Annotated in this window: 18 protein-coding genes; 4 read left to right on the top strand and 14 right to left on the bottom strand. The window is 43.1% G+C overall.

Annotation, left to right across the window (positions count from 1 at the left end; all coding sequences use genetic code 11):
* The 3 genes from nrdR to glnK all read right to left on the bottom strand — a co-directional run bounded on the left by nrdR (nt 1) and on the right by glnK (nt 2416).
* Nucleotides 1–465, bottom strand: a complete 465-nt coding sequence (nrdR, locus tag BFN00_RS08385) for a transcriptional regulator NrdR (RefSeq protein WP_004281044.1) — start codon at nt 463–465, stop codon at nt 1–3.
* A 140-nt stretch (nt 466–605) separates the two neighbouring features.
* A complete protein-coding gene (locus BFN00_RS08380) occupies nt 606–2018 on the bottom strand; it encodes an ammonium transporter (RefSeq protein ID WP_005108440.1) in 1413 nt (470 codons plus the stop codon).
* A gap of 59 nt (nt 2019–2077) precedes the next feature.
* Entirely contained in the window at nt 2078–2416 is a 339-nt protein-coding gene (gene glnK / locus BFN00_RS08375; RefSeq protein WP_004281042.1) for a P-II family nitrogen regulator, read from the bottom strand.
* A gap of 276 nt (nt 2417–2692) precedes the next feature.
* Here glnK and BFN00_RS08370 point away from each other — a divergent pair, with 276 nt between their 5' ends.
* Together BFN00_RS08370 and BFN00_RS08365 are read left to right on the top strand one after the other, a co-directional pair.
* Entirely contained in the window at nt 2693–2920 is a 228-nt protein-coding gene (locus BFN00_RS08370) for an accessory factor UbiK family protein (RefSeq protein ID WP_004810171.1), read from the top strand.
* Nucleotides 2921–2984: 64 nt separating this feature from the next.
* Nucleotides 2985–4472: a YifB family Mg chelatase-like AAA ATPase gene (locus tag BFN00_RS08365; RefSeq protein ID WP_071851122.1), complete on the top strand. Its 1488-nt coding sequence runs from the start codon at nt 2985–2987 to the stop codon at nt 4470–4472.
* Nucleotides 4473–4530: 58 nt separating this feature from the next.
* Here the strand turns inward: BFN00_RS08365 and BFN00_RS08360 are convergent, their stop codons facing one another.
* The 3 genes from BFN00_RS08360 to BFN00_RS08350 form a co-directional block, all read right to left on the bottom strand.
* Nucleotides 4531–5313, bottom strand: a complete 783-nt coding sequence (locus BFN00_RS08360; RefSeq protein WP_071851120.1) for a TorF family putative porin — start codon at nt 5311–5313, stop codon at nt 4531–4533.
* Nucleotides 5314–5684: 371 nt separating this feature from the next.
* Nucleotides 5685–5987 carry a hypothetical protein gene (locus BFN00_RS08355; RefSeq protein WP_071851118.1) on the bottom strand — a complete coding sequence of 101 codons (303 nt, stop codon included), beginning with the start codon at nt 5985–5987 and terminating at the stop codon, nt 5685–5687.
* A 144-nt stretch (nt 5988–6131) separates the two neighbouring features.
* Nucleotides 6132–6449, bottom strand: coding sequence for a TorF family putative porin (locus tag BFN00_RS08350; RefSeq protein WP_071851116.1), 318 nt, complete (start codon nt 6447–6449; stop codon nt 6132–6134).
* Between the two features lie 506 nt (nt 6450–6955).
* Here BFN00_RS08350 and BFN00_RS08345 point away from each other — a divergent pair.
* A complete protein-coding gene (locus tag BFN00_RS08345) occupies nt 6956–8281 on the top strand; it encodes an OprD family outer membrane porin (protein ID WP_004810184.1) in 1326 nt (441 codons plus the stop codon).
* A 99-nt stretch (nt 8282–8380) separates the two neighbouring features.
* Here the strand turns inward: BFN00_RS08345 and ppa are convergent, their stop codons facing one another.
* Nucleotides 8381–8917, bottom strand: a complete 537-nt coding sequence (gene ppa / locus BFN00_RS08340; RefSeq protein WP_004281037.1) for an inorganic diphosphatase — start codon at nt 8915–8917, stop codon at nt 8381–8383.
* 117 nt (nt 8918–9034) lie between these two features.
* Nucleotides 9035–9433: an MAPEG family protein gene (locus BFN00_RS08335; protein WP_005249654.1), complete on the bottom strand. Its 399-nt coding sequence runs from the start codon at nt 9431–9433 to the stop codon at nt 9035–9037.
* Between the two features lie 100 nt (nt 9434–9533).
* On the opposite strand from BFN00_RS08335, the gene BFN00_RS08330 reads away from it, so the two are divergent.
* Entirely contained in the window at nt 9534–9914 is a 381-nt protein-coding gene (locus BFN00_RS08330; RefSeq protein WP_005108436.1) for a hypothetical protein, read from the top strand.
* A gap of 51 nt (nt 9915–9965) precedes the next feature.
* Here BFN00_RS08330 and BFN00_RS08325 read toward each other — a convergent pair whose 3' ends face one another.
* The 6 genes from BFN00_RS08325 to BFN00_RS08300 form a co-directional block, all read right to left on the bottom strand.
* Nucleotides 9966–11642 carry a long-chain-fatty-acid--CoA ligase gene (locus tag BFN00_RS08325; RefSeq protein WP_005101517.1) on the bottom strand — a complete coding sequence of 559 codons (1677 nt, stop codon included), beginning with the start codon at nt 11640–11642 and terminating at the stop codon, nt 9966–9968.
* Nucleotides 11643–11792: 150 nt separating this feature from the next.
* Complete coding sequence (gene parC, locus BFN00_RS08320; RefSeq protein ID WP_071851114.1) at nt 11793–14012, bottom strand: DNA topoisomerase IV subunit A; 2220 nt, start codon at nt 14010–14012, stop codon at nt 11793–11795.
* 165 nt (nt 14013–14177) lie between these two features.
* Nucleotides 14178–15497 (bottom strand): niacin transporter NiaP, encoded by a 1320-nt coding sequence (gene niaP, locus BFN00_RS08315; protein ID WP_071851112.1) that lies wholly within the window; start codon nt 15495–15497, stop codon nt 14178–14180.
* A gap of 129 nt (nt 15498–15626) precedes the next feature.
* Entirely contained in the window at nt 15627–16271 is a 645-nt protein-coding gene (locus BFN00_RS08310) for a trimeric intracellular cation channel family protein (RefSeq protein ID WP_004644893.1), read from the bottom strand.
* A gap of 61 nt (nt 16272–16332) precedes the next feature.
* Nucleotides 16333–16797: a YchJ family protein gene (locus BFN00_RS08305; protein ID WP_005263978.1), complete on the bottom strand. Its 465-nt coding sequence runs from the start codon at nt 16795–16797 to the stop codon at nt 16333–16335.
* 73 nt (nt 16798–16870) lie between these two features.
* Entirely contained in the window at nt 16871–18448 is a 1578-nt protein-coding gene (locus tag BFN00_RS08300; protein WP_071851110.1) for a TerC family protein, read from the bottom strand.
* Nucleotides 18449–18633: the final 185 nt, after the last annotated feature.

Genomic DNA, 18633 nt, shown 5'->3' with positions numbered 1-18633 from the left:
TTATTCTTGTAATTCTCGTTGTTGCATCTGTTCAATCTGATGACGAAAAGCTTCAACATCCTGAAAATCCTGATAGACCGAAGCAAAACGCACATAGGCAACATGATCCAGAGCAAATAAAGACTGCATCACGATTTCACCGATGGTACGTGATTTCACATCACGCTCACCCAGACGGCGAATCTGTAGCTGAATATCGCTCAGCACTGTTTCAATCTGCTCCTGGGTCACCGGGCGTTTTTGCAAGGCATGCATCAGGGAACGACGTAGTTTGGCTTCATCGAAAGGTTCATTTTTGCCATCCGACTTGATGACGCGCGGCATCACCACTTCATAGCTTTCAAAGGTAGTGAAGCGTTCATTACAACTGACACATTCACGGCGACGACGAATCTGACAGCCTTCAGCTGCCAGGCGTGAATCAATCACTTTACTGTCTGCAGTATTGCAAAATGGGCAATGCATAGCGGTTTAATTGAACAAATCCAGATGGATTCCGAGTGTAGCAAAAATTACAAACTTTGTAGAGTTTTACGCAACATATAGAAAAAAAACAGCCCATTCGGGCTGTTTTACACTATATATTGATTATGGTGTATTTATTATTATTCGACACGTTCGCCATGTTGGCTTAAATCCAGACCCATACGCTCATCATCAGATGCCACACGGATTCCAATGATCAAGTCGATGACTTTCAGGATAATGAAGGTCATGATCGCAGAGTAAGCAATTGTCGCCAGTACACCTTCCACTTGCACCCAAAGCTGATGCATGACATTGGCAGGGGCATTGTCACCCATGATGAATTCGCTAGCAAAGAACGCGGTTAAAATCGCACCGACAATACCGCCTACACCATGCAAGCCAAAAGCATCTAAAGAATCATCGGCTTTCAATACGCGTTTCAGTGCTGTAATCCCCCAGAAACACACCACACCACCGATCAGACCCATCGCCAATGCACCGCCTACAGTCACAAAACCTGCAGCTGGAGTAATGACCACCAGACCAGCAACTGCACCCGATACGCCGCCCAGTACAGAAGCTTTACCACGTGCCAGTTTTTCAGTGATTAACCAAGAAATGGCTGCTGCTGCCGCTGCGACTTGAGTCACGATCAAAGCATAGCCTGCAGAACCGTTGGCACCTAATGCAGAACCACCGTTGAAACCGAACCAGCCTACCCAGAGTAAAGATGCACCAATTACAGTAAGGGTCAGGTTATGTGGTGCCATAGATTCACGGCCCAAGCCCATACGTTTGCCCAGCATATACGCTGCTACCAGACCGGCAACACCCGAGTTGATATGTACAACCGTACCACCAGCAAAATCAAGCGCGCCGTCGTTACCTAACCAGCCACCACCCCATACCCAGTGGGTAATTGGTGCATAGACGATCACCACCCAAAGTGCGATAAAAGCAACGAAAGCACCAAATTTCATACGTTCTGCAATCGAACCGCTGATGATGGCAACCGTAATGATGGCAAAAGTCATTTGGAAAATCACAAACAGGATTTCAGGAATCGTGCCTGAAAGTGCCTCTGTGGTAATACCGGCCAACATGAACTTATCCAGACCGCCTATAAAGGCATTACCTTCACCGAAAGCGAGGGTATAACCAATAATCACCCAAGCAATACTGACCACCGCCGCAGCAATAAAGCTATGTGCCATCGTCGCCAGAACGTTTTTCTTGCGGACCATACCGCCATAAAATAGCGCCAAGCCAGGAATGGTCATGAGTAAAACTAGAGCGGTAGAGGTTAAAACCCAGGCGGTATCGCCGGTATCTAGCGTTGGTTCTTCTTCTGCAGGCGCTGCAGCTTCAACTGGCGCTACTTCAGCAATTGCTGCTATCGTGTCTGTTGTTGTATTTGTTGTATCGCCTGCTTCTTCAACAAGCACAATTTCTTCTGTCGGTGCTGTTGCTGTTGCAGCTTCTTCAGCCCATGCAACAGAACCACCAAAAAGAGCGCCGGCCATGCCGAACGCGAGTAGCATTTTTTTCATTCGTATCCCCCAACCAAGTTTTTGTGAGTTATTAGGTACTCAGCAAACTTCGTGCCAAGTTAGACAGCGTCTGCACCTGTTTCACCTGTACGAATACGGATGACTTGTTCTAAGTTGGTCACGAAAATTTTTCCGTCACCGATTTTTCCAGTGCTCGCCACACGAGTAATAGATTCAATCACCGCGTCTACCATTTCATCGCTAATCGCGATTTCAATTTTGACTTTCGGCAAGAAATCTACAACGTATTCAGCACCACGATAGAGTTCAGTGTGGCCTTTTTGACGACCAAAGCCTTTCACTTCAGTTACAGTGATGCCTTGAACACCAATTTCAGACAATGCTTCGCGAACATCGTCTAATTTAAAAGGTTTTACAATTGCAGTTACGAGCTTCATGTTTGTTTTCCTTCGGCTTATTTCACCAGTAAGGTTTTACGTTCAAATTTCATGCCAAGATTCCTAAGGTCGGGGGAAATTAGAAAGCCCGGCATGTGGTTTATTTATACCTTATTTTATACTTATAAATCTTTTGAATCTTCAAATTTTAGTCATTTTTATGTGGTCTTTTATGATAATAATTATCGATTAATCCCATATTTTGTCTGAAATACTATAGTCTTGATTGCTGCGGTGTTAAACTGTGCGCTTATTTCCATCTCTATGGACCACACAATGATTGAAACTTTATTACAAGCAATCTTGCAGCAGATCGAAGAACCAAAAAAAGATCTGGAACATAATCTTCGGGCTTTATTAAACGAAGCAGTAAGTAAAATGGATCTGGTTTCAAAAGAGGAAATTGAACGTCAGCGTACAGCCTTAAATCAGGCCAATCAGCGTTTAAATGAGTTGCTCAAACAAGTTGAATCACTTGAAGAAAAGATATCGAACAAAAAATAAGCACCAGTGAAGTGCATAAAAGACAAATAATGAACAATAATAACGCACCAAAATGGAACAATAAATGTCTTTTGCTAAAATCCATACCCGGGGATTGCTGGGACTGCATGCCCCTTTAATAGAAGTTGAAGTTCATGTCAGTTCGGGTATGCCTTCGCTCACTATAGTGGGGCTTCCCGAAGCGGCGGTACGTGAAAGTAAAGACCGGGTCCGTTCTGCCATTTTGAATAGCGGCTTTCAATTTCCAACCAAACGTCTGACCATTAATCTGGCCCCTGCAGATCTGCCAAAAGATGGCTCACGTCTGGACTTACCGATTGCTTTAGGTATTTTAGTGGCCTCTGGGCAGCTGCCTGAAAATTGCACCGAGCATCTTGAATTTATTGGAGAATTGGCCCTCGATGGTCAATTACGTCCTGTCAGCGGCACCTTAAGTATTGCCATTGCCTGTCAAAGTGACCAGCATCAACTGATTTTGCCTGGCCCCAATGCACAGGAAGCCTGTCAGCTCCCAGACTTTAAAGTCTTTGCAGCCAATCATTTAAAAGAAGTGTGTGAACATCTTTCCCAAGCGCAGCGCTTACCGCAAATAGAAGCCAGTCCACTCAATACAGACCATTTTTATAAGTTTGATCTGGCGGATGTAAAAGGACAATTACGACCACGGCGTGGCTTGGAAATTGCTGCTGCAGGTGGACATTCTTTATTATTTAGAGGACCTCCTGGAACCGGTAAAACTTTACTGGCTTCGCGGCTATCCAGTATCTTGCCGCCTCTCAATACTGAAGAAAATCTTGAAGTCGCCAGTATTTATTCTATTGCCAATAATAGTCATACTTTTGGACAACGTCCTTTCCGCGCGCCACATCATACCGCGTCTGCAGTTGCCCTGGTCGGTGGAGGATCGCATCCTAAACCAGGTGAAATTACGCTGGCACATCTAGGTGTATTATTTCTCGACGAACTGCCGGAATTTGACAGGAAAGTCCTTGAAGTATTACGTCAACCTTTGGAATCTAAGGAAATTGTAATTTCGCGTGCCTCTCGACAAATTACTTTCCCAGCCAACTTTCAGCTGGTTGCAGCGATGAATCCCTGCCCTTGTGGTTATGCTTTTAATCAGGATATTCGCTGCCAGTGTTCTCCAGAAATGATCAAGCGTTATCAGAACCGGATTTCTGGGCCATTACTGGATCGGATTGACCTGCATATCGATGTGCCTCCTCTGCAAGCTCATGAATTACAATCTACACAACCGGTAGAAGATTCTGCAACTGTTAGGGAACGTGTGATAACTGCCTACGAACTGCAAATACAAAGACAGAAAAAGCTGAATATGGCATTAAACCCAAAAGAATTAGAGCAATTTGCGCCACTAAATGCTCAGACCAGTAAAATGTTTGAACTTGCCCAGCAGAAGCTAAATCTGTCAGCCCGTGCTTATCACCGGGTATTACGAGTAGCACGAAGCATAGCTGATTTAGCTGAGAATTCAGAAATTCAGCCTCAGCATTTATCGGAAGCTTTATCTTATCGAGGTCAGCAAAGCTAAACGATTGGATAATAAAAATAAAAAAAGGCGACTCAGGTCGCCTTTTTTTATTAAACAATTAGAAGCTGTAACCTAGACCCAAGACAACTTTATTTTTTTGTTTCACATCATTACGGTCATAACCACCGAAAATATAGTTCATACTTGCAGTCAAGCCAGTATCAGCAAGTGGCTTGCTTAAACCGATATCGAAATGACGAAAACCAAAACTCTCTGTTGAGTCTTCAATAAAGTCACCACTTTCCTCATAAATATATAAGCCCAATGCAGTATCCAAACTAAAATCTTTTGGTAATGCATAACTATAAGATGCTTTTAGATAAGTATCGCCTGTATTACCCCAAAGAGTATCTTCTAGCAAAGTTTGCGCAGTGATACCTAAATCTTTATAAGTCAAACCCAACATGGTTTCAAAGCCATTTGCATCTTTGGTACCAATATCATAATAGTAATAATAAGTTACGCCTGCTGTATAACCCCAGTCATCATTGATTGAACCGCTATAGCCTGCATAGAAATCATTTTCGAAAGCATTAGTGACTTCACCTGTTTCAACAATTACAGGAACACCGTCAGTATTTAAAAATTCATCTGTATTCACATATCTTAGGGTTGATCCCCACCAGCCTGCATAAAAACCTGAAGCATGGTTATAGTCTAAACCGCCATTAATTGTGGCATCTTTATTTTCAGGTGTATTTGTAATACCACGCAAGTTATAGCTCGATAACACACCGATATTGCCAGATACTGAGTGCGGAGATGTAGGCTCATCTGCAAAAGTAAAACTGGATGCTGAAGCTACTGCTGCAACTGCTAAAGCTTTTAAAGTGAATTTCATTGTTAGATTCCCCCAACCGTCCGCAGACGTTTTTAGTTGTGTTTTTAAACTCAACTTAGGCTTTGCAATAGCTATGCCAACCCATAAAAAGGAAAATCCAAATTAGCTATAAAAGTTTTTTATTTATATAAATATTTGATTTTATTTATATATATTAAAAATTAAAATTTAAATTGTTTTAGGTTAAACGATAAAATTAAGAAAAAACTGAAAAATAAAGTACTTGCGCTATTCCACTGTATGTCTAAATATTCGCTTACAACTTGCTACTTTTTGAAGCTATATTTTATATAGATAAATTTTTATGCATAAAAAAGGTGCATAATATTTAATCAATATGACACACCTTGCAATCCCTGTTTCAGCAAAACCTAGAAATTAAAGTTTGCACCTACGACAATATGATTATCGAAATCTATGTCATCACAACCTTTGCCGCCATAGACATAGTCCAGACTTAATTCAATTCGTTTTGCGACTGTTTTACTTAGTCCAATCCGTGCTTCATTAGAACTAAAGCTTTCTGTGGTCTGAATCAGTTGATCATCACCGCTAGCGTTATACAGGGAAGCACCTACTGACGTATTCAGGTTAAAGTTTTGCGATAATGGATAGCTATAAGCTGCACTGAGATAAACATCTTCTGCATTTGCATAGTTAAGATCTGTCAGCATGACATCTAAACCTAAGCTCAGGTCGTTATAAAACACGTCATTCAGTATCTCAAAATCAGTAGTACGACGCTGATCTGGGCCATCTTTACTATAAACTGTCCCATCATTTTGATAGTAATAAGATACGATCTAGGATTAGTAGCTTCAGTTCTCATTCAGCGCTCGGCCATAACCAATATAAAAGTCATGCTCAAAACCATGATCCTGATTTGCATCAGAAGAATCATAATTTAAGGTTGAGCCCCAATAGCACAGAAATATTCTGCTGTTATATGTATATTCCAGTCCAAACTGTACCGATGGATCATCACTTTCCTCACCACCACGATAAATATATTTGTTCACGACACCAATAGTTGCGCTAAGTTCACCCCTAGATAGATTTTGGGTATCTTCAGCAAAAGCATCTGAAGTCATGCTAAAAAGCAGCACAAGCAAACCGAGTTTCGACAGTTGAATCATACACGCCCTCATTTACCACGTTTAAATAAAGGGGGCAAGAATATGAAAAACGTGAATAATAAAGTTTTACCAAAAGGTTTAAAAATGAAAATGGATGACTGTGAACTATTCTAAATAGTGAATTGCAGTATAAAGGAAAAATTTAAAGTATTGTTAAAGTGGACAAAACAGCTTATAGAATCTTTTAATCAGTTTTAACCTTACATAACATCAAATTAAAAAAAATCAATATGAGCTCTGAAACACACTCTTCACTATTAAAAATATTACATTATAGAAACTTTACTTTTATCTCATTGTTTTCAATATTAATTTTACCTTATGGAAAAAAATAATATTAAAAACTATAGCGTGATTGTGAATAATAGGTTAAAAAAACTCAACTTTAGTTTAAAGAATGTCATAAAAACGATATTTTTTATCAGATTAATTATACAATTTGGTTAATTTCTGCGTGTGCTTTAAGCAGATGCAGTACAAAAAAACATATATGAGGCTCTCTCCCCATGTTAAACGCAAAGAAACTTACATTAGCAGTGTTGGTACAAGCTGCTCTGATCTCTACAGCTTATGCAAGCGAACAAAGTGAAGCAAAAGGCTTTGTAGAAGATGCTGAAGGCACAGTTCTATTCCGTACGGGTTACTTAAGCCGTGATAAAAAAAATGGTGTTGATGATACAAGCTCTGCAGCTCAAACAGCAATAATTAATCTAGATTCTGGCTTTACCAAAGGTATTGTTGGTTTTGGTGCAGGTATCATTGGTGATGCTTCATTTAAACTCGGTAAAAATGGGCATACTGGTAACCAAATGATCCCAACGCATAGTCAAGATAATGCCGATGGAACTAAAGATGCCTATGATCATTGGGCACGTGGAGGTGCTTATGTCAAAGCACGCGTATCAAACACAACGGCTAAATATGGTACGCAAGTATCTGAAATTCCAGTAATTGCAAGTAATACTGCTCGTCTAACCCCTGAATACTACACTGGTCTTTATATTGAAAGTAACGAAATTAAAGACTTGACGTTAATCGGTGGTAAATTCACTAAAAATCAATGGTCTAATGATATCAGCTCAGACCAACAAAATTTGGACAGTGCTATTTTCTGGGGCGCGAAATACAAGTTTAACGACCAAGTTAATGCCTCTTATTATGGGGTAGACGTTAAAGATAAATTAGATCGTCACTATGGGAATGTAAATTACAGCTTTCCTACAGCAAATGGTGCGACCGTAACTTTAGAGGCAATGGGTTACAATACTAAATGGAAAGTTGGAGCAGCAACCACTGATCCACGCAGTGCAACTGAAGAATTGACTAACTCAATTTGGGGTGTATCTGCAAGCTATAACAGAGATGCACACAATTTGATGCTTGCATACCAAGATAATGCGGGCAACATAGGTTACGACTATGCTTACAACGCAGATGGTCTACAAAGCATTTATGTACCAAACTCATACTTATCCGACTTTAAGGGTAACGATGAAAAATCTGTTGGCTTACAGTACAACTATAATTTTAAAAACCATGGTCTTCCAGGTCTAAACTGGACAACAGCATTCGTTTATGGTTGGGATATTGATGTAGCCGAAATAAATAATCCAGCACAAATTATCGACCAAGCTGAAGAACATGAATTCTTTAACCAAGTGAAATATACGGTTCAATCTGGTGCATTCAAAGATGCAAACTTACGCTTACGTCACTCATACTTGCGCGCAAGTGATACTTACAATAATGCTTCTGGCAACTATGTAAGTAATGCTATCAGCTCAACAAATGAATGGCGTATCTGGTTAGACATCCCGGTGAAATTATTCTAATGTCCTGACGATGCTTTAAATCAAAAAAACCTGCACATTGTGCAGGTTTTTTTATTTAAGCTTTAAAAGTTTAAAGACTTAAATGGAAAAGCAAAGCAATTATTTGTTTGCTTCTGCATAAGCAGCAATTGAGTCTAGTACTTCTTGTTTCGCAACATCTGCACCTTCCCAACCACTTAACTTAACCCATTTACCTGGTTCCAAGTCTTTGTAGTGCTGGAAGAAGTGTTCGATCTGGCTGATCAATAATGGAGGAAGATCAGTATATTCCTGAACATCTTTATAGATCGGTGTCAATTTGTCGTGTGGAACTGCAACCAGTTTCGCATCAACACCACCGTCATCTTCCATGTTCAGTTTGCCCACAGGACGGCAGCGAATAACAGAACCCGGCTCTACTGGGTGTGGTGTCACAACCAATACGTCTAGAGGGTCACCATCTAGAGATAAAGTGTTTGGAACATAACCATAGTTTGCTGGGTAGAACATTGCTGTACCCATGAAACGGTCTACAAATAACGCATCAGAATCTTTATCGATTTCGTATTTGATGGGTGCTGCATTTGCAGGAATTTCGATGATCACATAGATATCGTTTGGCGCATCTTTACCCGCTGGGATATTGCTGTAGCTCATAGCATCACTCTTTAACAAGTTATATCTTTTAAAAAACCGCGACAATTATAACGGTTTTTAAAGATTTTTTTGGATTTTAAAATATCGAACTGTAAATATGTCCGCAGACCTGATGACTTAAACTAACTTGATGATCAGCAGCAATAAAGCTACCGGACATAACATCGAGAGCAACCATACGATAGAGCGTAAAGTCGCCCAGTTGGCCAAATAGCAGATTCCGTACAACACACGAAAAACCAGATAAGCTACACCAAAAGTCATCACTACACTTTGCGGCACCACCATATATTCCGCCATTAGAATAGCAGCAATAAAGAGTGGCAAACTTTCAAAGCTATTCTGCTGGGCAGCATTCGCGCGACTGGCCAAGCCTGAAGACTTTTCTAAAAATGCCCGTGGGTTCTGATTGTCTTTGCTGCTGAAGCCTGCTGATTTTTTTGCAATCAATGTAAACACATAAGGCAAAAGACAAGCGGCCAAAATGAGATAAATAATCCCACTAATGCTGTGCATCTGTTTTTTCTCATGAAAATTTTATCTCTATCATAGCATGGCATTTCGTGAATAAATTTTGTTAAATAGAGTGCTTTTTATTACTTGTTAAGGATTCACTATGGTCGCGCCTGATCAAAATGAAATGTTCGATGTCCTCGAGAAACAACGCCAGCATCAACGTCAAGTGGATCGCGTATTAAAAATTGTCCTACCGATTGTGGCATTTCTGATGGCTGTCATTTGTGCCAATATGAATATCTGGTCACCAATCTTCACCTTTGCCATTTTATGGATTGCCTTTTATTTCGTCGGTATCAAGCGTATGCCTCTCTGGCACTGGCTGGTCGCGATTCTGGTGTATTGCTTAGTCGATAACATTCTAAGTTATGGCAGCTTTAATCAAACCGGATTTACTCGCCAGTTTGGCACCATGTTTATCTTCTTGGGAGTAGTTGGTGTAGGTCGTCCTTATTTTGATCGCTGGTTAATGAAAAAATAAAAAGTCCAAATCAAAAAAAGCGCCTGATGGCGCTTTTTTTTCTTACAGGTATTAGGCTGTTTTACGTAAATCTTTACGCAGGATTTTACCTACGTTGGATTTTGGCAATTCATCCATAAACTCGACATAACGTGGACGTTTATAACCGGTCAGGTTTTCTTTAGCGAATGCTAAAACTTCTTCTGTGGTTAAAGACGGATCTTTTTTCACAACAAACAGTTTTGGCACTTCACCTGATTTTTCATCTGGCACACCAATCGCAGCCACTTCCAGTACTTTTGGATGAGTTGCTACAACCTCTTCAATCTCAGATGGATAGACGTTAAAACCAGACACTAGAATCATGTCTTTCTTACGATCTACAATTTTCACATAACCACGTGAATCCATGACGCCGATATCACCGGTACGGAAGAAACCATTCACCATGACTTTTTCAGTTTCATCTGGACGGTTCCAGTAGCCTTTCATGACCTGAGGACCACGAATTGAAATTTCACCTTGCTCACCCAGTGGAACTTCATTGCCTTCATCATCCAGAATAGCCACTTCAGTCAATGGTAATGGAATACCAATAGTGCCACTGAATTCTTCAGACGCAGGTGGGTTTGCTGTTGCCACCGGAGAAGTTTCAGACAAACCATAGCCTTCAACGATATTGGTTCCGGTAACTTTCTTCCATGCTGCTGCAGTAGAAGGAAGTACGGCCATACCGCCGCCCATCGCCATTTTCAGTTTACTATGATCAAGTTGCTTAAACTCTTCATTGTTTACCAGCGCATTGAAAAGTGTGTTCACTGCCGGGAAGAAAGTCGGTTGATATTTACGTAGCTCTTTCATTACCGCAGGTAAATCACGCGGGTTTGGAATCAGAACGTTGGCCTGACCTTTGTACATACCGTAAAGTGCACAAACCATGAAAGCAAAGATATGATAAAGCGGCAAAGCACAGAAAATACGGTCATCTGGCTGGCCATCTTGCGCACCAAATTTACTCTGGAAGATACCGTCACACTGCAACATGTTCGCAACCAGATTACGATGTGTCAGTTCAGCGCCTTTAGATACGCCTGTGGTACCACCTGTGTATTGAAGAACTGCTGTATCGCTAAGGGTCAATTCAGGGCGTTTATAGTTGCTTGGATTGACTTTAGACAAGGCCGCATTGAATCTCACATGGCCTGGAATATCCCAAGCTGGAATTTGCTTGCGTACAGAACGCAATACAAAGTTCACCAACGTTCCTTTCAAGGCACCCAGCATGTCACCGACAGAAGCTACCACGACATGCTTCACTGGTGTTTTACCAATAATTGCTTGATAAACAGAAGCAAAATTCTCAATAATCACCAGCACTTCAGCGCCAGAGTCATTCAATTGATGTTCAAGTTCACGCGATGTGTAAAGTGGATTCACGTTGACCAGTACCAAACCTGCGCGGAACACCCCAAGTGCCACAACCGGATACTGAAGAACGTTTGGCATCATCACTGCCACACGTGAACCTTTTGCCAACCCCAAGCTTTGTAGATAAGTTGCAAACTTGCGGCTCGCCTCTTCCAATTCATTGAAAGTCATAGCCTTATCCATAAAGATAAAGGCATCACGCGAGCCGAATTTTTGGAAATTACGCTCAAAAACATCTACTAGAGAAGTATTTTCTGCTGGTAATTCTACTGTTTCTGGAATCCCTGTTTTTTGGTATTCAGCAAACCAAATTTTTTCCATAATGGCCATCTCTCCAATCATAATCCTTAGTATTTCAACTGTTTTTTTCAATATCACACGCCATTTTTAGACTTGTATATGTGCGATATTGCATCCATCTTGTTGAATCGTTGTTCATATATAACGTATTTCGCAGGATGGATGCTAGTCTTATCTTTGAATCAACAGTTTATTTGCTTTTTGATATCCGCGTGGTAAAAGCTGTCCTTTTGCACCGCGCTTACCGATATATTTGCGCAAATCATCCCCTTTTAATTTTAACTGCTGTTGTCCTGCAAGCACTTGAATTATTTCATCAAGCTTCAATATTGTCATGGACAAAATTTGATCACTATCTTCAAGTTGTATCAATTTATTTCCTTTACCTTTGTTCAATACAGGTAATTCTGCTAAATCGACAATCAACAGGCGTCCTGCTGAACTGAGCAGTGCAACATGCGTGGCATCATCGAGTGGATGCAGGTTCATGACCTCTGCCCCTTCAGATAAATTCAGGAAAGCTTTCCCCGCTTTGGCACTGGTATCCAGCTGCTTGGCCTGGGTTTTAAAACCATAACCTTTATTACTTGCCGCTAGAATTTCAGTTTCATCCTCTGCCACCAGAACCTGTTTAAAACCCACCCCACTGCCAGGAGACAGTTTTGAACTGAGCGGCTCACCGAGACCACGTGCGGATGGCAATGTGTTGATGGCCAAGGCATAGCTACGGCCAGTGTCATCTAATACATAAACGCGTTGATTGGATTTGCCCTGTGCATGACTCAAGTACTGATCACCCGCACGGAAATTCAGATTTTCTGCATCGACTTCATGACCTTTGGCACAGCGAATCCAGCCAGCTTCTGATAACACCACCGTTACCGGATCGGCCGGCAACATTTCAGTTTCATTAATTGCAGCAGCTTCGGCACGTTGTACGATTGGCGAACGGCGATCATCACCAAATTTCTTGGCATCGTCTTTCAGTTCAGAAATGATCAGGCTTTTTAAAGATTCTGGATTGGCCAGTTGTTCACGAATTACTGCCGCTTTTGCTTCCAGTTCTTCCTGCTCACGGCGCATTTCCATTTCTTCAAGCTTGGCCAAATGACGCAATTTCAGTTCCAGAATCGCTTCGGCCTGAATCTCGTCAATATTAAAACGCTGCATTAAAACTGGTTTTGGCTGATCTTCTTCACGGATAATCTGAATCACTTCATCAATATTCAGATAAGCAATGATTAGACCGCCGAGAATATGTAGGCGTTTTTCGATCTTGTTCAGATGATATTGCAGACGGCGTGTTACCGTGGTTTTACGGATTTCAATCCATTCCAGCAAAATACGACGAATTGATTTCACCTGTGGACGGCCATCGGCACCAATCATGTTCATATTGACACGATAACTGGATTCCAGATCGGTGGTGGCAAACAAGTGACTCATCACCGATTCGGCATCAATACGATTCGAACGCAGAACAATGACTAAACGGGTTGGATTGGCATGATCCGATTCATCCCGTACATCACTGACCAGTGGCAGTTTTTTGGCCTGCATCTGATCGGCAATCTGGGTGATGATTTTGGAGCCTGAGACCTGATATGGCAATTCAGTGATAATAATTTCGTTTTTATCGACGCTATAGACCGCACGCATGCGGTAGCTGCCACGCCCTGTGGTCTGGATTTTTAACAGTTCAGCAGGCGGGGTGATAATTTCGGCTTTGGTCGGCAAATCTGGCGCAGGAATATATTCTGCGATTTTTTCATCGGTCAGGTTCGGATTGCGAATCAGCGCAATGGTCCCTTTGACCACTTCACGCAGGTTATGCGGTGGAATGTCTGTGGCCATACCAACTGCAATGCCAGTGGTCCCATTCAGCAAGATATTCGGTACACGTGCTGGCAAGTTCACCGGTTCTTTCATGGAACCGTCAAAGTTGTCCTGCCATTCACAGGTGCCTTGTCCCAGTTCAGACAGCAACAGTTCGCTGTACTGGGAAAGCTTGGCTTCGGTATAACGCATGGCCGCGAAAGACTTCGGATCATCCGGTGATCCCCAGTTGCCCTGCCCTTCAATAAACGGGTAACGATAACTAAAGGGCTGTGCCATCAGCACCATGGCTTCATAGCAGGCCGAGTCGCCATGTGGATGATATTTACCGAGTACGTCACCGACCGTACGTGCCGATTTCTTCGGTTTGCTGGTCCATTTCAGGCCCAGCTCACTCATGGCATAGACAATCCGGCGCTGTACCGGTTTCAGGCCATCGCTAATATGAGGGAGTGCCCGATCCATAATCACGTACATGGCGTAATTCAGATAAGCTTGTTCGGTAAATTCTGCTACGGAGCGGTTTTCTGTCGCATGATGCGCAAGGCTTGTCATAACAACCTATAGTCCTAAATAATTCGTTTTTGTATCAATGTTTCTTATGCTAAGTCGTGGCTGTAGATGACACAAGGGCATCAAATGGCTCAGCGCGACAATTTGTGTCTTATGGCCTAAAAATATCCACTTTATAGACTCTAAGCAACTAAAAAATCATTCCCTTTATAAGCCCATCGATTCCAGGGTCTTGCCTTTGGTTTCTTCACCCAAGACCAGAATCACAATCGCGACAGCAATCAGAACCGCAGTAAACATGGTGAAGACATAACTAAAACCATTGGGCATGCCCATCAGGTGTGTTACGGCAAAAGGTGCCGCGATACCGCCAATACGGCCCACTGCGCCCGCCCAGCCTGAACCAAAGGCACGGATATTGGTCGGATATTGTTCCGGCGTATAAGTATAGAGCACACCCCAGGCGCCCAGATTAAAGAAGGACATTAGACAGCCCCAAATCACGATTTCAGTAACACTACCCGACTGACCAAAGAAATAGGCCGAGATCGCGCACATGCCAATAAAGCCGGCCAAGGTCGGCTTACGACCCAGCTTTTCGACCAACCATGCCGCCACCAGATAACCGGGCAACTGCGCCAGAATCATAATCAGTACATATTCAAATGACTGTACGATGCTATAGCCTTCTTTGACCAGTAAGCTTGGCAACCAGGTAAAGATGCCATAATAGGAAAAAATAATACCGAACCAGATCAGCCAGAGCATGAGCGTACGGCGCGCAAAGATACCCGACCATAACTGTGCAAATGAAATATGCTGCTTCTCTGCAACCGGTTTCACTTCAAAGATTTCATAGACTTGAACACCACATTTCGCTTCAATCTTTTTCACCAGTGCCGAAGCTTCCTCTACACGGCCACGGTTAATCAGGAAGGGAATAGATTCTGGTATCATTTTCCAGATCACGATGGCATACAGCGCAGGCAGGCCACCAATCATAAAAGCGGTTTGCCAGCCAAAATCAGGAATGATAAAGCGCGATACTAGCGCCGCGACCAGCCAGCCCAATCCCCAGAAACTTTCCAGCAAGACAATAAAACGGCCACGTACATGCGCAGGAATATATTCACTGACCAGCGTCACAGCCACCGGCAACTGACCACCCAAGCCTAAACCAACGATAAAACGGAATACCAGCAACCAGGTTAGATTCGGTGCAAAAGCGCAGGCTGCCGTGGCTAGGCTATAAATGACCAGGGTCGCAGCAAAGACTGTTTTTCGGCCAAAACGGTCTGCTAGGCCACCTGAAAAAATCGCCCCGATCGCCATGCCGACAAAACCGATCGACACCACCCAGCTTTTTTGATCGGCAGTCATCTGCCAGTCTTCAGCCATTTTGGCCAGGATAAAGGAAATCAATCCGGTATCCATCGCATCAAACATCCAGCCCAGTCCAATCACCACCAGCAAGGTGTAGTGAAACCTACCAATCGGTAAGCGTTGTATGCGAGAAACTAAATCCATAACAAAAATCTCTGATCAGGTGGAACGGGAGATGCTGCTTTCTCAACAGGTGGGCTGCTTTATATTTTTTATACTACGAATTGAGTTGAATGCGGCTATTTTTATTGCCGCACTTCATACATTTAAAAATTAAGATTCGTCTTTGGAAGATGCCGAGTGCTCATCATCATCTTTATAAATGAATTTTGGCATTTCCAGACCAAAATAGATGGCGATCAGACGTAAGCTAAAACCAAAGATCAGGGTAGACAGAATGGTCAGATCCTGCGACAAGCCGTAGTGACTACAGAGCCAGTAAAAGATCACTGAAACAAAGGCAATACTGGCATACAGTTCACGGCGGAACACCAGCGGTACGTCATTACATAAAATATCACGCAAAATCCCGCCAGACACACCGGTCAAGACACCCGCAACGGCGCTGACCACAAAACCATGTCCCATTTCCAGGGCAATCTGACAGCCAATAATGGTAAAGCCAATGAGCCCCAAGGCATCCAGTACTAGGAAGACATTACGTAACTGTCGCATCCATTTGGCAATCAGGATGGTGACGAAGGCGGCGCAACAGGTCAGCACCAGATATTCGGGATGTTTGACCCAAGTCAAGGGATAATGTCCGAGCAGAACATCACGGACCGAACCACCGCCCAGTGCCGTGACACAGGCAATAATCATCACGCCAAACCAGTCCATGCTGCGCCGGCCAGCGGACAGTGCCCCGGTCATGGCTTCAGCGGTAATTGCAATAATATAGATGACGGTCAGTAACATCGCCCTGCTTCCACCTGAGGCTATGAGATGGCGGCTATTCTAAGCTAAATCTGTGTGAAAGTTATAAGAATCCGGCACAACATTGCTTAAATTTTTTCCCCGAACCACAAATGCAGGCCTGTTTCATGGTGATGTTATGGTCTGTAGTCGGATCCAGAAAATACCAGCGACCTTCAAACTTCACAAAATGCGAAGCTTCATGATGCACCTGTGCCTGCTTGCCATCATGATAATGTGCCTTAAACTCGACCAAGGCATGATTTTTATCTAGTTTTTCATTGGCTTGAACAATTTCAAGCTTTAACCATTGATTGGCTTTACTCCATTCACTAATTGCCTGCAGGTCCAGCGCTTGTTGCTGACCCAGCGCAGTCGTGGTTTTGATGTAATCGATTTCATGCTTGGCGAAGGCACTGTAACGGGAACGCATGAGTTGCTGTGCAGTCTCTGCGACCTTTTGCCCTACATGCAGTGGCTGACAACAACTGTGATATTCGCCTTGTCCACATGGACATGCTTCTGACATTTCAGTTCCATAAAAATAGCCCGACAATGCGGGCTATTTTAGCAAACTTTACAGGCCAAACATTGGCTAGAATCTAGTCCTGTGCAGGAAGCTGCGGAATGATATGCACTTTATCGATCTTATGACCGTCCATCGTCACGACCTCAAAGATATGCCCATCTGCTTCAAACTTTTCACCGCTATGTGGTAAACGTGCCATATGGAACAATACATAACCAGATAAAGTCGAATATTCTTCAGTTTCATTGACCAGATCACGATCCAGCAGCAAGGAAACGTGACGAATATCGGTGGAACCGTCCAGAATCAGGCTGCCATCATCCAGACTTTCTGCTGCCACTTGCAGCTCATCTTCATCTGGAAATTCACCGGCAATTGCTTCAAGAATATCAATTGGGGTGGCAATCCCTTCAATTGAGCCATATTCATTCAGCACAATTGCCATCTGTAAGGGCGCTTGACGCAATTGATCCATCACCATCAGTACCTGAGCATTTTCATGCACGATGACTGGCTCACGTAAATGCTTTTCAAAGTCCAGCACCCCAGTTTCAATATATTCATTCAGGACTTTATGGGTCAGCACCACACCGGCAATATTGTCCAGTTCGCCGCGAGCGATGATCAGACGCGAGTGGCTCATCTGCAACAATTGTGCTTTGATGCTGTCGGCATCATTGTCCAGATCGATCCATTCCAGTTCGGGACGCGGCGTCATCACCGACTTGACCGGACGTTCAGACAGACCCAAAACTCCCTGCACCATGACACTGTGATAGATACCGTTATCATCATTAAAGACTTCATCAGCAAAGGCACGTGTCGCCAGAACATCTTCCGGCTCAGAAGAATCATTGTCCTGAGCAGGTTTACCACCCAGCATCCGCATTACGGCAGAAGCAGTACGGTAGCGCATGTCGGTGGTGGTCACCATTTTTTCCTGATTGCGTTTCATGGTCTGGTTAATAAATTCGACAATCACCGAGAAGCCAATTGCAGCATACAGGTAACCTTTCGGAATATGGAAACCGAAGCCTTCGACCACCAGCGAGAAGCCGATCATCATCAGGAAGCCCAGACACAGAATCACCACGGTCGGATGTCTGTTGACGAAATCCATCAGAGCTTTGGATGCCCAGAGCATAATCCCGATGGCAATAATCACGGCAATCATCATCACTGACAGGTCTTTGACCATACCAACCGCAGTAATCACGCTGTCTAATGAGAATACGGCGTCCAGCACCACGATCTGGACAATCACCATCCAGAATACCGCATGGACCGGATTTTCTTCTTTGATGACGGGTTTGGCTTCCAGACGCTCATGCAGTTCCATGGTGCCTTTAAACAGCAGGAACACCCCACCAAACAATAGAATCAGATCGCGGCCCGAGAAAGCATGATCAAAGATGTGGAATAGTGGATCAGTGAGGGTCACTACCCAGGCAATCGAGGCCAGTAAGATCAAACGCATCAGCAGGGCCAGCATCAAGCCGACAATCCGCGCCGTATTACGTTGTTCTGGTGGCAGTTTCTCCGCCAAAATAGCAATGAAAACCAGATTGTCGATCCCGAGTACAATCTCAAGAACAATCAACGTGAGTAAACCGACCCAGGCTGAAGGGTCTGACATCCATTCAAAGATCATACGCTTGGCTCCTGAAGCTCAGGACTGCAGCATGGAATCACCTGACGCTGTGACACAGCAAAACAGAATTTTTTATATTGAATAAGATCAATTATTTGGCGTAGATTTATAAAGTTAAACGGCCAACTACCACTACCCATCGTCGTTCTATTGTTGTGAAACCAATTTTCAGTATATCAAGATCA

It is taken from the genome of Acinetobacter sp. AR2-3 (assembly GCF_001878775.1).
GTDB classification, from domain to species: Bacteria; Pseudomonadota; Gammaproteobacteria; order Pseudomonadales; family Moraxellaceae; genus Acinetobacter; species Acinetobacter lwoffii_D.
This window is presented reverse-complemented; position numbering and strand designations above follow the sequence as displayed.

Bases quoted from the DNA above. Each gene is read 5' to 3' on its own strand.
- BFN00_RS08370 (WP_004810171.1), top strand. From the start codon at position 2,693: ATGATTGAAACTTTATTACAAGCAATCTTGCAGCAGATCGAAGAACCA.
- BFN00_RS08380 (WP_005108440.1), bottom strand. From the start codon at position 2,018: ATGAAAAAAATGCTACTCGCGTTCGGCATGGCCGGCGCTCTTTTTGGT.
- BFN00_RS08335 (WP_005249654.1), bottom strand. From the start codon at position 9,433: ATGCACAGCATTAGTGGGATTATTTATCTCATTTTGGCCGCTTGTCTT.
- BFN00_RS08350 (WP_071851116.1), bottom strand. From the start codon at position 6,449: ATGATTCAACTGTCGAAACTCGGTTTGCTTGTGCTGCTTTTTAGCATG.
- niaP (WP_071851112.1), bottom strand. From the start codon at position 15,497: ATGGATTTAGTTTCTCGCATACAACGCTTACCGATTGGTAGGTTTCAC.
- glnK (WP_004281042.1), bottom strand. From the start codon at position 2,416: ATGAAGCTCGTAACTGCAATTGTAAAACCTTTTAAATTAGACGATGTT.
- BFN00_RS08325 (WP_005101517.1), bottom strand. From the start codon at position 11,642: ATGGAAAAAATTTGGTTTGCTGAATACCAAAAAACAGGGATTCCAGAA.
- parC (WP_071851114.1), bottom strand. From the start codon at position 14,012: ATGACAAGCCTTGCGCATCATGCGACAGAAAACCGCTCCGTAGCAGAA.
- BFN00_RS08330 (WP_005108436.1), top strand. From the start codon at position 9,534: ATGGTCGCGCCTGATCAAAATGAAATGTTCGATGTCCTCGAGAAACAA.
- BFN00_RS08310 (WP_004644893.1), bottom strand. From the start codon at position 16,271: ATGTTACTGACCGTCATCTATATTATTGCAATTACCGCTGAAGCCATG.
- BFN00_RS08305 (WP_005263978.1), bottom strand. From the start codon at position 16,797: ATGTCAGAAGCATGTCCATGTGGACAAGGCGAATATCACAGTTGTTGT.
- ppa (WP_004281037.1), bottom strand. From the start codon at position 8,917: ATGAGCTACAGCAATATCCCAGCGGGTAAAGATGCGCCAAACGATATC.
- nrdR (WP_004281044.1), bottom strand. From the start codon at position 465: ATGCATTGCCCATTTTGCAATACTGCAGACAGTAAAGTGATTGATTCA.
- BFN00_RS08365 (WP_071851122.1), top strand. From the start codon at position 2,985: ATGTCTTTTGCTAAAATCCATACCCGGGGATTGCTGGGACTGCATGCC.
- BFN00_RS08360 (WP_071851120.1), bottom strand. From the start codon at position 5,313: ATGAAATTCACTTTAAAAGCTTTAGCAGTTGCAGCAGTAGCTTCAGCA.
- BFN00_RS08300 (WP_071851110.1), bottom strand. From the start codon at position 18,448: ATGATCTTTGAATGGATGTCAGACCCTTCAGCCTGGGTCGGTTTACTC.
- BFN00_RS08355 (WP_071851118.1), bottom strand. From the start codon at position 5,987: ATGCTGACAGATCTTAACTATGCAAATGCAGAAGATGTTTATCTCAGT.
- BFN00_RS08345 (WP_004810184.1), top strand. From the start codon at position 6,956: ATGTTAAACGCAAAGAAACTTACATTAGCAGTGTTGGTACAAGCTGCT.